Origin of the sequence: Streptomyces silaceus, from assembly GCF_001419745.1 — a bacterium.
Taxonomy (GTDB): Bacteria; Actinomycetota; Actinomycetes; order Streptomycetales; family Streptomycetaceae; genus Streptomyces; species Streptomyces silaceus.
The window spans coordinates 1-12802 of record NZ_LIRJ01000427.1 but is presented as its reverse complement, the minus strand read 5'-3'; the positions used below and the strand labels follow the sequence as shown (position 1 = coordinate 12802).

At 73.6% G+C, this 12802-nt stretch carries 10 protein-coding genes and 2 riboswitches; of the genes, 8 read left to right on the top strand and 2 right to left on the bottom strand.

Going from position 1 to position 12802, the window contains the following annotated elements; genetic code table 11:
• A partial coding sequence (locus AOK22_RS32455; RefSeq protein WP_055702293.1) for a cation diffusion facilitator family transporter occupies window positions 1-1054 on the top strand: 1054 nt, incomplete at its 5' end.
• Window positions 1055-1205: 151 nt separating this feature from the next.
• Here the strand turns inward: AOK22_RS32455 and metE are convergent.
• Window positions 1206-3530 carry a 5-methyltetrahydropteroyltriglutamate--homocysteine S-methyltransferase gene (gene metE / locus AOK22_RS32450; RefSeq protein WP_055702292.1) on the bottom strand — a complete coding sequence of 775 codons (2325 nt, stop codon included), beginning with the start codon at window positions 3528-3530 and terminating at the stop codon, window positions 1206-1208.
• A 161-nt stretch (window positions 3531-3691) separates the two neighbouring features.
• A riboswitch (cobalamin riboswitch) is annotated at window positions 3692-3924 on the bottom strand.
• A 90-nt stretch (window positions 3925-4014) separates the two neighbouring features.
• Window positions 4015-4194, top strand: a riboswitch (cobalamin riboswitch).
• Between the two features lie 212 nt (window positions 4195-4406).
• Here metE and AOK22_RS32445 point away from each other — a divergent pair.
• The 5 genes from AOK22_RS32445 (at window position 4407) to AOK22_RS32425 (ending at window position 10766) form a co-directional block, all read left to right on the top strand.
• Window positions 4407-5906, top strand: a complete 1500-nt coding sequence (locus AOK22_RS32445) for a CoA-acylating methylmalonate-semialdehyde dehydrogenase (protein WP_055702291.1) — start codon at window positions 4407-4409, stop codon at window positions 5904-5906.
• A 5-nt stretch (window positions 5907-5911) separates the two neighbouring features.
• Window positions 5912-7066, top strand: coding sequence for an acyl-CoA dehydrogenase family protein (locus AOK22_RS32440; protein WP_055702295.1), 1155 nt, complete (start codon window positions 5912-5914; stop codon window positions 7064-7066).
• Window positions 7063-8163, top strand: a complete 1101-nt coding sequence (locus AOK22_RS32435; protein ID WP_055702290.1) for an enoyl-CoA hydratase/isomerase family protein — start codon at window positions 7063-7065, stop codon at window positions 8161-8163. Before AOK22_RS32440 ends, AOK22_RS32435 begins: the two co-directional genes overlap by 4 nt.
• Complete coding sequence (gene mmsB / locus AOK22_RS32430) at window positions 8157-9140, top strand: 3-hydroxyisobutyrate dehydrogenase (protein WP_279617101.1); 984 nt, start codon at window positions 8157-8159, stop codon at window positions 9138-9140. Before AOK22_RS32435 ends, mmsB begins: the two co-directional genes overlap by 7 nt.
• Before the next feature lie 144 nt (window positions 9141-9284).
• Entirely contained in the window at window positions 9285-10766 is a 1482-nt protein-coding gene (locus AOK22_RS32425) for a PepSY-associated TM helix domain-containing protein (RefSeq protein ID WP_055702289.1), read from the top strand.
• Window positions 10767-10828: 62 nt separating this feature from the next.
• Here the strand turns inward: AOK22_RS32425 and AOK22_RS32420 are convergent, their stop codons facing one another.
• Window positions 10829-11269, bottom strand: coding sequence for a VOC family protein (locus tag AOK22_RS32420; protein WP_055702288.1), 441 nt, complete (start codon window positions 11267-11269; stop codon window positions 10829-10831).
• 72 nt (window positions 11270-11341) lie between these two features.
• On the opposite strand from AOK22_RS32420, the gene AOK22_RS32415 reads away from it, so the two are divergent.
• Both AOK22_RS32415 and AOK22_RS32410 read left to right on the top strand, forming a co-directional pair.
• A complete protein-coding gene (locus AOK22_RS32415) occupies window positions 11342-11959 on the top strand; it encodes a hypothetical protein (protein ID WP_055702287.1) in 618 nt (205 codons plus the stop codon).
• A gap of 615 nt (window positions 11960-12574) precedes the next feature.
• The coding region (locus tag AOK22_RS32410; RefSeq protein WP_055702286.1) for a hypothetical protein at window positions 12575-12802 on the top strand (228 nt) is incomplete at its 3' end.

Genomic DNA, 12802 nt, shown 5'->3' with positions numbered 1-12802 from the left:
CCCCCACCCCTCCGGCCCCTGGCACCGTCTCCGGCACCTGTTCACGTCGCATTCGCACGACAGCGCCGACAAGGTCGACACCGCGCTGGAGACCTCGGCGCGCGGGATGCGGGCGCTGTGGGTGTCGCTCGTCGTGCTCGGCGTGACGGCCCTCGCGCAGGCCGCGGTCGTCGTGGTGTCCGGCTCCGTCGCCCTGCTCGGCGACACCGAGCACAACGCCGCCGACGCCCTGACCGCGGTGCCGCTCGGCATCGCGTTCGTCCTGGGGCGGCGGGCCGCGACGCGCCGCTTCACGTACGGGTACGGCCGGGCCGAGGACCTCGCCGGGATCGTCGTCGTGCTCACCATCGCCGCCTCCGCCGCGTTCGCCGCCTGGACGGCCGTCGAACGGCTGCTTGAACCAGAGGACATGCGCCACGTCCCGGTGGTGGCGGTCGCCGCCGTCATCGGCTTCGTCGGCAACGAGGGCGTGGCCCGCTACCGCATCCGCGTCGGCCGGGAGATCGGCTCGGCCGCGCTGGTCGCCGACGGACTGCACGCCCGCACCGACGGATTCACCTCGCTGGCGGTGCTCCTGGGCGCGGGCGGTGCCGCCCTCGGCGTACCGCTCGCCGATCCCGCGGTCGGGCTCCTCATCACGGCGGCGATCCTGCTGGTCCTGCGCGACGCGGCCCGCGAGGTGTTCCGGCGCGTCATGGACGCCGTCGATCCCGCGCTCGTCGACGCGGCCGAACGGGCGCTGCTGGAGGTGCCCGGGGTACGGGAGGTCGGTGAGCTGCGGATGCGGTGGATCGGCCACCGGTTGCGGGCCGAGGTCGCGGTCGTCGTGGACGGCTCGCTGAACGTGGGCGCGGCGCACCGGATCGCGGTCGAGGCGGAGCACGCGCTGCTCCACGCGGTGCCCCGGCTGACCGCGGCCCTGGTCCACGCGGATCCCGCGCCCGCCGCCGGTGAACGGGACCCGCATCTGGCCCTCGCCCACCACGCGCGGGCGCGGTCCGCGCCGTCCCTCACTCCGCCCGCAACTGCTGGAGCAGGCCGAGCCGGTCGATGACGGCGTGGCGCTCGCTGATCCCGCGCCTGACGCGCTGCTGCCGTCCTTCGTGTGACGGGATGTCGTACGGCGGTGTGCCTCTGCGGCACCCCTGGTGCCCCTGCCGGGGCGGCGACCCCCTCAAGTGGCCGCCCCGGCAGGGGAGATGGGGTCAGGCAGTGGGCTCGGGCAGTTCCGACCGTACTTCACGGGCCGCGGCCACCAGGCTCGCCAGCGACGCCCTGGTCTCCGCCCAGCCACGGGTCTTGAGCCCGCAGTCCGGGTTCACCCACAGCCGGTCGGCGGGAATCGCCTCAAGTCCCTTGCGCAGCAGGGCCGCCGCCTCCGCCGTGCCGGGCACGCGTGGCGAGTGGATGTCGTACACGCCGGGGCCGACCTCGCGGGGGTAGCCGCCCGTGGCGAGTTCGTCCGCGACCTGCATGTGCGAGCGGGCCGCCTCCAGGCTGATGACGTCGGCGTCCAGCGCGTCGATGGCCCTGAGGATGTCCCCGAACTCCGCGTAGCACATGTGGGTGTGGATCTGCGTGTCCGGGCGTACGCCGCTGGTGCTGAGCCGGAACGACTCCGTCGCCCAGTCCAGATAGGCGGCCTGGTCGGCGGCGCGCAGCGGCAGCGTCTCGCGCAGCGCGGGCTCGTCGACCTGGATCACCGAAGTGCCCGCCTCCTCCAGGTCGTTCACCTCGTCGCGCAGGGCGAGGGCGACCTGGCGCGCGGTGTCGCCGAGGGGCTGGTCGTCGCGGACGAAGGACCAGGCGAGCATCGTGACGGGCCCCGTGAGCATGCCCTTGACGGGCCGGCTGGTGAGGGACTGGGCGTACGACGTCCAGCGCACCGTCATCGGCTCGGGCCGCGAGATGTCGCCGGCGAGCACCGGCGGGCGCACATAGCGGGTGCCGTACGACTGGACCCAGCCGTGCTGCGTGGCCAGATAGCCGGTGAGCTGCTCGGCGAAATACTGGACCATGTCGTTGCGCTCGGCCTCGCCGTGCACCAGGACGTCCAGGCCCGCCTTCTCCTGGAAGGAGATCACCTCCTGGATCTCCGCCCTGATGCGGTCCTCATAGCCGTCGATGTCCACCCGGCCCGCGCGCAGGTCGGCGCGGGCGGTGCGCAGTTCGGTGGTCTGCGGGAAGGAGCCGATGGTGGTCGTCGGCAGCTGCGGCAGGCGGAGGCGGGCCCGCTGGGCGCTCGCGCGCTCCGGGTAGGAGTGGGCGCGGCGGGCGTCGGCCGCGGTGACGGCGGTGACGCGGGCGCGGACCGCCGGATCGTGGGTGAGCGCCGAACCCGCCCGGGACGCCAGATCGGCGCGGTTGGCGGCCAGTTCGGCGGTGATGGCGCCGTGCCCCTGGGACAGTCCGCGCGCCAGCGTGGCGATCTCGGTGGTCTTCTGCCGGGCGAAGGCCAGCCAGCGGGCGATCTGCGGGTCGATGTCGCGCTCGGCGGTCGCGTCCAGCGGTACGTGCAGCAGCGAGCAGGACGCGGAGACGTCGACCCGGTCCGCGAGGCCGAGGAGGGTGCCCAGCGTGCCGAGGGACTTCTCCAGGTCGTTGAGCCAGATGTTGCGGCCGTTGACGATGCCCGCGACCAGCAGCTTGCCGGGCAGCCCGCCGACGGCGGCGAGGTCGTCGAGCTGACCGGCCGCCGACTCGGTGAAGTCCAGGGCGAGGCCGTCGACCGGCGCCTTGGCGAGCACGGGCAGGGCCTTGCCGAGCCTGCCGAAGTAGGAGGCGACGAGCAGCCGGGGCCGGTCGGTGAGGGCGCCGAGGTCGCGGTAGGCGCGCGCGGCGGCGTTCAGTTCGGCCGGGGTGCGGTCCTGGACGAGTGCCGGCTCATCCAGCTGGACCCACTCGGCGCCCGCGGCGCGCAGGTCGGCGAGCACCTCCGCGTACACGGGGAGCAGCCGGTCCAGGAGCGTCAGCGGCTCGAAGTCGGGGGCCACGCCGGGCGCCGGCTTGGCGAGCAGCAGATACGTGACCGGGCCGACGAGGACCGGGCGCGCGGTGTGCCCCTGCGCGAGCGCCTCCTTGAGCTCGGCGACCTGCTTGCCGGAGTCGGCGGTGAAGACGGTGTCGGGCCCCAACTCCGGGACGAGATAGTGGTAGTTCGTGTCGAACCACTTGGTCATCTCCAGCGGCGCCACGTCCTGGGTGCCGCGGGCCATCGCGAAGTACCCGTCGAGGGCGTCGGCGGCGACGGCGGCACGGTGCCGGGCGGGGACCGCGCCGACCATCACGCTGGTGTCCAGGACGTGGTCGTAGTACGAGAAGTCGCCGGTCGGCACCTCGTGGAGGCCGGCGTCTGCGAGGTGGCGCCAGGCGGTGCGGCGCAGCGCGGCGGCGGTCTCCCGCAGCTCATCGGCGCCGACCCGGCCCTTCCAGTAGCCCTCGACGGCCTTCTTCAGTTCGCGGTTCTGGCCCTGGCGGGGGTAGCCGTACACGGTGGCGCGCACTGCCGCGGCTGCGGACTGGGATGTCACGGAACTCTCCTTCGCGAGCGTGTCTGTGCCGATCCCGGCGGCGACGGAGGCGCGAAGGGTGTGACGCGTCGGGGGAGTGGACCGGCGCCGTGCGCGCGGCCGTCCGCCCGATGTGTACGCCGACCCGCCCTCGAGGTCACCGAGATCTCCGTGCGCGATCGGTCGCGCACGGGCAACGGGCAGGTCTTCGGACTCGCGGGCCCGCCCGTCGCCTTCGAAGGAAGGCGCGGACACCTACTGGCCGTCGCTTCCCAGGACCGGCTCTCCGGTCCCAGTGCGTGTGACGGCGGTCGTTCCCGCTCACCGCTGCGGGGCAGTCCCGGATTCCCACCGGGTTCCCTCTTGCGACGCGCCTGCCTGGCGGGCAGGGCGAACCAGCTGCAGTGGTCAGCGTATACCCGTCGAAGGTCACGCAGGTGGCCCGCGGATGTCGACCCGGTGCCGGGGAAGGCGGGGTGGACTTACTAGGACGTCCAACTATATGTTCGTGAACAGAGCCCGCGGTGCAGGGAAGCCGGTGTGAATCCGGCGCGGTCCCGCCACTGTGACCGGGGAGTGCGTTCTCGCCGAGCGATACGCCACTGACGGACAAGTCCCGTCGGGAAGGCGGGAGAACGCACGCCGATCCGGGAGTCAGGATACCGGCCGCGGGGTGTTCCGTGTTGTCCACGAGGATGGAGCAGACACGCATGGCACCGGTCCGTACCCACGACCCAGGTGATCCGGCGGAGCGCGCGGCGGCCACCGCCCGCACTCGACTCCCCGACGGTTCCTAGGCCTTCGCGTCCCACGGCATCCCCGGCCGCGCCCCTCGACGGGCCCGGCCGCCGGTCCGCCGTGCCATCCCCGGATCTCACCTGACGAGAGCAGGCTCTCATGGTCCGTGAACTGACTCATCTCATCTCCGGCAAGCACGTGCGCGGGGCCTCCGGGCTCTTCGGTGACGTGTACGACCCCAACTCCGGCTCCGTGCAGGCCCAGGTCCCGCTGGCCGGCCGTACGGAGACGGCCGAGGCGATCGCCGACGCCGAGGGCGCGCAGCGCGCGTGGGGCGAGTGGAACCCGCAGCGGCGCGCCCGCGTCCTGCTGCGCTTCCTCCAACTCGTCGAGGGCGAGCGGGACTCGCTGGCCCGGCTGCTGTCCAGCGAGCACGGCAAGACCGTCGCCGACGCCCACGGCGACCTGCAACGCGGCCTGGAGGTCGTGGAGTTCGCCGCGGGCATCCCGCACCTGCTGAAGGGGGAGTTCACCGACAACGCCGGCACCGGCATCGACGTGCACTCCCTGCGCGTCCCCCTCGGCGTCATGGCCGGGATCACTCCGTTCAACTTCCCCGCGATGATCCCGCTGTGGCAGATGGCACCCGCGCTGGCCTGCGGCAACTCCTTCGTCCTCAAGCCTTCCGAACGCGCGCCGTCCGTGCCGCTCAGGCTCGCCGAACTCTTCCTGGAGGCGGGCCTGCCGCCCGGTGTCCTGAACGTCGTCAACGGCGGCAAGGAGGCCGTCGACACCCTCCTGGACGACCCGCGCGTCCAGGCGCTCGGCTTCGTCGGATCCACCCCGATCGCCGCGCACATCTACGCCACCGCCGCCGCGCACGGCAAGCGCGCCCAGTGCTTCGGCGGCGCCAAGAACCACATGATCGTGATGCCGGACGCCGACCTCGACCAGGCCGTGGACGCGCTGATCGGCGCCGGATACGGCTCGGCGGGGGAGCGCTGCATGGCCGTCTCGGTCGCCGTCCCCGTGGGCGAGGAGACCGGCGACGCGCTCGTCGCCCGCCTCAAGGAACGCGTCGCCGACCTGCGCATCGGCCGCTCCGACGACCCCGACGCCGACTTCGGGCCGCTGGTGAGCCGCGAGGCACTCGACCGCGTCCGCCGCTACGTCGACATCGGCGTCAACGAAGGCGCCGAACTCGTCGTCGACGGACGCGACTTCACCCTGCCCGGACACGAGAACGGCTTCTTCGCCGGCGCCACCCTCTTCGACCGGGTCTCGCCGCGCATGCGGATCTACCGCGAGGAGATCTTCGGGCCGGTGCTGTGCGTGGCCCGCGCGGCCGACTACGAGAGCGCACTGCGCCTGCCCACCGAGCACCCCTACGGCAACGGCGTCGCCCTCTTCACCCGGGACGGCGACACCGCACGGGACTTCTCGCGCCGCGTCGGCGCCGGCATGGTCGGCGTCAACGTCCCCATCCCGGTCCCGGTCGCGTACCACACCTTCGGCGGCTGGAAGCGGTCCGGCTTCGGCGACCTCAACCAGCACGGCCCCGACGCCGTCCGCTTCTGCACCCGCACCAAGACCGTCACCTCGCGCTGGCCCGCCGGAGCCAGGGAAGGCGCGAGCTTCACCATCCCGACGATGGGATGACCGCCATGACCCCGCTCACCGGCACCCTCACCAAGGACCAACTCGCCCTCGCCGAGGTCACCCTGGACTTCGCCGAGGAGCACCTCGCCCCGCACGCCGTCGCCTGGGACCGCGACAAGCACTTCCCCGTGGACGTGCTGCGCAAGGCCGCCGCGCTGGGCCTCGGCGGCGTCTACGTCCACGAGGAGCACGGCGGCTCCGGCCTCGGCCGCACCGACGGCACCCTCGTCTTCGAGGCCCTGGCCACCGGCTGCCCCTCCATCGCCGGATACCTCTCCATCCACAACATGGTCGCCTGGATGATCGACCGGTACGGCGACGGAGACCAGCGCGCCCGCTGGCTGCCCGGCCTGTGCGCGGCCGAGACGCTGGGCAGCTACTGCCTCACCGAGCCCGGCGCGGGGTCGGACGCCGCCGCGCTGCGCACCCGCGCGGAACGCGACGGCGACGACTACGTCCTCACCGGCGTCAAGCAGTTCATCTCCGGGGCGGGCGCCTCGCACGTGTACGTGGTCATGGCCCGCACCGGCGAGGAAGGGCCCGGCGGCATCAGCGCGTTCGTCGTCGAACGGGACGACCCCGGCCTCTCCTTCGGCGCCGACGAACGCAAGATGGGCTGGAACGCCCAGCCCACCCGCCAGGTCGTCCTCGACGGCGTGCGCGTCCCCGCCGACCGACGGCTCGGCGCCGAGGGGGAGGGCTTCCGCATCGCCATGACCGGCCTCAACGGCGGCCGCCTCGGCATCGCCGCCTGCTCGCTCGGCGGCGCGCAGAGCGCCCTGCACCGCAGCGTGGCCCACCTCGCCGACCGCGAGGCGTTCGGCGCGCGCCTCCTGGACGCACAGGCGCTGCGGTTCCGGCTGGCCGACATGGCCACCGAACTGTCCGCGGCCCGCGCCCTGGTCCGTCAGGCCGCCGACGCCCTCGACCGGGACGACCCGCGGGCCCCGGAGCTGTGCGCCATGGCCAAGCGGTTCGCCACCGACACCGGCTACTCCGTCGCCGACCGCGCCCTGCAACTGCACGGCGGCTACGGCTATTTGAGCGAGTACGGCATCGAGAAGATCGTCCGGGACCTGCGGGTCCACCAGATCCTGGAAGGAACGAACGAGATCATGCGCCTGATCGTGGCCCGCGGTCTGACCGAGGCGGTCCGATGAGCACCGCCGAGGACCCCCTCCTCGGGAGGGGCGACGACCCCGTCCTCCTGCGTGTCGAGGGCCGCGCCGCCCACATCGTCCTCAACCGTCCCCGGGCCCTCAACGCCCTCACCCACGCCATGGTCCGCCGCATCGACGCGGCACTGACCGCCTGGGAGAGCGACCCCGCCGTCGAGACCGTCGTCCTCACCGGTGAGGGCGGGCGCGGCCTGTGCGCGGGCGGCGACATCAGGTCCATCCACGAGGACGTCACCACGGGCACCGGTGACGCGACACGCGCCTTCTGGCGCGACGAGTACCGCCTCGACGCCCGCATCGCGCGCTACCCCAAACCGTACGTCGCCGTCATGGACGGGGTCGTGATGGGCGGTGGCGTCGGCATCTCGGCGCACGGCAGCGTCCGCCTGGTCACCGAACGCTCCCGCGTCGCCATGCCCGAGACCGGCATCGGCTTCGTGCCCGACGTCGGCGGCACGTACCTCCTGGGCCTGGCGCCCGGCGAGCTCGGCACCCATCTCGCCCTGACCGGAACACAGTTGACGGCGGGCGACGCGCTCAGGTGCGGGCTCGCCGACCACTTCGTACCGTCGGCCTCGCTCCCCGCCCTGATCGCCGACCTCGCCGGGGCGCCCGTACGCGACGTACTCGCACGGTACGTGCGGGACGCGCCGCCGGGGCCGCTCGCCGACGAGCGGCCCTGGATCGACCACTGCTACGCCGCGGAGACGGTCGAGGAGATCATGGCCCGCCTCCTCGCGGACGGCTCGCGGCCGGCGAAGGAAGCCGCCGAGGCGCTGCTCTCCCGCTCGCCCGTCGCACTCAAGGTGACGCTCGCGTCCCTGCGCCGCGCACGTGGACTCGGCTCGCTGGAAGCCGTGCTGGACCAGGAGTACCGCGTGTCGTGCGCGGCCCTGACCGCCCCCGACCTGGCCGAGGGCATCCGTGCCCAGGTCATCGACAAGGACCGCTCGCCGCGCTGGAACCCCGGCACGTTCACCGAGGTCTCCGACGTCGACGTCGACCGCTACTTCGCGCCGCTCGGCGCACAGGAACTCGCGCTGGCCGCGGGCCGCGCGGGACAGGAGCAGGCGTGGTGAACACGACCGACGGCACCACGACGCACACGCAGACCACCGGCCGTCCCGACGAGGAGACTTCCGACGCCGTGCGCAGGACCATCGCCTTCATCGGCCTCGGCCACATGGGCGGCCCGATGGCCGCGAACCTGGCCGCGGCGGGCCACCGCGTCCTCGGCCACGACCTGTCCGCCGAAGCGCTGACCGGCGCGGAGAAGAGCGGGGTCGTCCGCGCCGCCTCGGCCGCGGAGGCCGCAGCCGAAGCCGACGTGGTGATCACCATGCTCCCCGCGGGACGGCACGTCCTCGCGCTCTACCGCGACGAAGGGCTGCTCGCCGCCGCCACCCCGGGCACGCTGTTCGTCGACTGCTCCACCATCGACGTCGCCGACGCCCGGCTCGCCCACGAGGCCGCGGCCGTCGCGGGGCACCGCGCCCTGGACGCCCCGGTCTCCGGCGGAGTGGTCGGGGCCGAGGCGGGCACGCTCACCTTCATGGCGGGCGGAGGGGCGGCCGAGTTCGCCGAGGCCGAACCCCTCCTCGCCGTCATGGGGAAGAAGGCCGTGCACTGCGGGGCCGCCGGTGCCGGGCAGGCGGCGAAGATCTGCAACAACATGATCCTCGGCATCTCCATGGTCGCCGTCAGCGAGGCCTTCGTGCTCGGCGAGAGCCTCGGCCTGTCCGCGCAGGCGCTGTTCGACGTGGCCTCCACCGCGTCCGGACAGTGCTGGGCGCTCACCTCCAACTGTCCCGTGCCGGGCCCCGTCCCCACGAGCCCCGCCAACCGCGACTACCGCCCCGGCTTCGCCGCCGCCCTCATGGCCAAGGACCTCGGCCTGGCCGCCGGTGCCGCGCGCGCCGCCGGGGTGGACGCCGAACTCGGTCTGCGGGCCGCCCGGTTGTACGAGGAGTTCGCCGCGGGCGAGGGCGCGGCGCGGGACTTCTCCGCGATCGTCGAGACGATCAGGCGACGGTCGGGGGTGCCGGCCACGGACTGAGAGGGTGCCCGTTCCCGCCACCTCCTGTGACGCACGCCACAGGAGGTGGCGGGAACTCGACGGTCGATCCGGCCGACTCCTGGACCGGTCCGGCTGACACCGGACCGCGGCCCCGTCGAACCAGCAGAGCCAGGAGACCGCCCCATGCCCGCCGAACCCACCGTCCTCGCCGAAGGCGACGGGCCACAGCCGACAGAGCCGGCCGGTCCTCCGGAGCACGACCGGACACCGGAGGACCGCACCGCGGGCCGGCGCTCCGGCTGGGCGTCCCTGCGCCCGCTGGTCCTGCGCCTGCACTTCTACGCCGGCGTGCTGATAGCACCGTTCCTGCTGGTCGCCGCCGTGACCGGCCTGCTGTACGCGGGCTCCTTCCAGGCCGAGAAGATCGTGTACGCGGACGAACTCCGCGTCCCCGTCGCCTCGGACAAGCATGAACTTCCCCTGGCCCGGCAGGTCGCCGCGGCCCGCGCCGCGCACCCCGAGGGCACGATCAGCGCGGTCCGCCCCGCACCGGAGGACGGCGACACCACGCGCGTCCTGCTGTCCGAGGTGCCCGGCGTCGACGACGACCGGACCCTCGCCGTTTTCGTGAACCCGTACACGGGGGAGGTGCGCGGGGCGCTGGAGCAGTACGGCTCGGGCGGCGCCCTGCCGCTGCGGACCTGGATCGACGAGCTGCACCGCGATCTGCACCTCGGCGAGCCGGGCCGGCTCTACAGCGAACTGGCCGCGAGCTGGCTGTGGGTGATCGCGGGCGGCGGCCTCGTCCTGTGGTTCGCGCGGCGCAGGGCACAGCGGAAGGTGCGCGGCGCGACGGGCCGCCGCCGCACGCTCACCCTGCACGGTTCGGTCGGCGTGTGGGCGGCCCTCGGCCTCTTCGTCCTGTCGGCGACCGGCCTGACCTGGTCGACGTACGCGGGAGAGAGCATCGGCGACCTCCGTGAGGCCGTCGGCCAGACCACGCCCGCGGTCTCGGCGAGCGTCACGCCCGGCGGCGCGGCCGGGGCGGGCTCGGGAGGCGAGCACGCCGGTCACGGCGGGGCGGCGGGGTCCGGGTCCGCGGGGTCCGGGGACGCGGTCGGCGTCGGGCTCGACGCCGTCCTGAAGTCCGCTCGTGACAAGGGCCTCTCGAACCCGGTGGAGATCGTGCCGCCCGCCGACGCGTCGTCCGCGTACGTCGTCCGGCAGATCGGGCGCAGCTGGCCGGAGAAGCAGGACTCCGTGGCCGTGAACCCGGCGAACGGCGAGGTCACCGACGTCCTGCGGTTCGACGACTTCCCGCTGCTCGCCAAGGTGACCCGCTGGGGCATCGACGCGCACACCGGCACCCTCTTCGGCCTGGCCAACCAGATCGTGCTCGCCGCGCTGGCGCTCTGCCTCGTCCTGCTGATCGTGTGGGGCTACCGGATGTGGTGGCAGCGCGGCCGCGGCCCCTCCTTCGGCCGCCCGCTGCCGCGCGGCGCGTGGCGGGACGTACCGCCGTACGTCCTCGTACCGGCGATGGCCGCGATCGCCGTGCTCGGCTACTTCGTGCCGCTGCTCGGCGTCCCGCTGGCCGTGTTCCTCGCGGTGGACATCGTGCTGGGGGAGATCGCGTACCGGCGGGGGAAGCGGAGTTACGCCTGAGGCCCCTGAGCCGTCCGATCGCGTGCGACGCGTGAGGCGCATAAGACGTGTGAGGTGAACGGTCAGGCGGGCGGCTTGTCCGCCGCGACGCAGAACTCATTGCCCTCCGGGTCGGCCATCACGACGTGATGGCCGTCGAACTCGGCGATGACGCTGCCGCCCGCCGCGACGAGCCGCCTCGCCTTCTCCTTGACGCGCGCCCAGCGCTCGTCGGCACTGCCGTGGCCCGGCACGCGGACGTCGATGTGCAGGCGGTTCTTCGCGGTCTTCGGCTCGGGAACCGTGAGGATGGACAGGCGCGGCCCGTGGCCCTCCGGGTCGCAGAGCCACGCCCCGCCGTCCGCGGTGTCGTCCTCGGGCAGGTCGAAGCTCGCGAGCCACTCCTCGCGGGTGGTGAAGGGGGCGGGCGGGGGCTCGTCGACGTAGCCGAGCGCCGTCTTCCAGAACGCGCTCAGAAGCCGTGCGTCCGCGCAGTCGAGGGTGAGATCGATACGGGTTGCCATGACCGGACCGTACTGCGCGGCACTGACAGGACCGCCGAGGACCTGCGGAGGGCGGCGGGGTGTAATGGGGCGATGGACACAGGGACCGCCCGGATCTGGGACGCGCTGCCGCCGGCCGTGCGGGAGCGCGTGGACGAGCTCGTGCTCGCGGACCGCATGGTGGTGGCCATGAAGGAGATCTGGGAGGCGTTCGCGGAGGGCGGCGGGGTCGCGCCGGGCGCGGTGATGCCGCGCCCCGGTCTGCGGGACTGCCAGGACGTGGTGGCCTCGCGCCACCAGGCGCTCGCCGACCGCATCGTGCCGCCGCCCCGCCCCACGGTGGCCGACCTGGCCGGGCTGATCAGGGCGGAGCCGGAGCCTCCGCTGGCGATCGAGGCGCTCTGGGACGGGGACACACGGGGCTGGATGGTGGACGTCGTCGCGGTGTTCCCGGCCGGGTCCGCCGCGTCTGCCGTGCCCGGCGCGCCCTGCGGTTCTGGTTCCGCCGCGCCGCCCCGCGACCTCTGTCTCGCCACCCTCCGCGAGGGCGGCGACCTGCGGATCCTCAACGGGCAGGTGCCGCCCTGGCCGGAGGCCGTGGAGGCGCGCCGGATCGGCGCTGAACTGGCCGAACTGTTCGGGGTTCCCTTCCACTTCGCGAGTCCGGACGAGCCAGACGACCAGGCCCCTCGATGGTGGGAGACGCCCTGATCCGATGCCGGGGTGCGCGCTGATCGGCGCCCCATTCGCAAAGAGGTGCGATACGTGAGTGTGACCCGCGTCAGAGCGGGCACCTGATGGGTGAGCCCCGCCGTGTCTCCCCCGTCGCGGCGGGGCTCCCTCGTGGGGCGGGCGCCCACTGGTTCTCGGGGCCGGCATCAGGGTCCGATCCGCCCCACGGGTGATCCCCGCCCCGGACACGGAATCCGGGACGGACCACCCGCGCGCAGGACGCCCGCCACGGGTCCGGCCGTGTCTTCTGAGGGGCATGGGCATGGACCGGCGTACGAGCATGAAGGCGGACCTGGGCGTCGCGGCGGCGACCGAGCCGCGGCGCGGCGCGTACGCCACCGCGCACTACGACCGCATCACCCGCACCCTGCGTCGCCACGGCCTGACCTCGCTCGACGTGGTCTCGCCCGCCCCCGAGTGGGCGATGACCGATGCCTCGCTGCCCCTGCCCGCCGACCTGCGCGACGCCTACCGCTACACCCGCCATCTCGCCTCGGCCCGCGCCGCGTCGGCCACCCCGGAGGCGCTGCAACTGTGGGACGGGACCTCGACGCGGGTCAACAGGCCGTGCAGGCAAGGTACTTGGTCCGCTCCATGGTGGAGGGGCTCGCGGCGTGCAATCAGCGGCAGTTCTGGTCCGCGGGTCCGCCCGTGCACGACGAGGGCGTGTACTTCGGGCTGCTCAGCCGGGAGTTCCAGCCCTGGCCCGCCTACAGCGCGTGCGCCGCGCTGACCTCGCTGCTCGGCGAGGCGCACCACGTCGCCGCCGTGAAGGGGCTGCCCTCGGGGGCGGTCGGGCACGTCTTCGACACGGGGGAGCGG

Excerpts from the sequence above, each read along its gene's own strand:
- AOK22_RS32415 (WP_055702287.1), top strand. The coding sequence starts at position 11,342 with ATGGACACAGGGACCGCCCGGATCTGGGACGCGCTGCCGCCGGCCGTG.
- AOK22_RS32435 (WP_055702290.1), top strand. The coding sequence starts at position 7,063 with ATGAGCACCGCCGAGGACCCCCTCCTCGGGAGGGGCGACGACCCCGTC.
- AOK22_RS32420 (WP_055702288.1), bottom strand. The coding sequence starts at position 11,269 with ATGGCAACCCGTATCGATCTCACCCTCGACTGCGCGGACGCACGGCTT.
- AOK22_RS32425 (WP_055702289.1), top strand. The coding sequence starts at position 9,285 with ATGCCCGCCGAACCCACCGTCCTCGCCGAAGGCGACGGGCCACAGCCG.
- AOK22_RS32440 (WP_055702295.1), top strand. The coding sequence starts at position 5,912 with ATGACCCCGCTCACCGGCACCCTCACCAAGGACCAACTCGCCCTCGCC.
- AOK22_RS32445 (WP_055702291.1), top strand. The coding sequence starts at position 4,407 with ATGGTCCGTGAACTGACTCATCTCATCTCCGGCAAGCACGTGCGCGGG.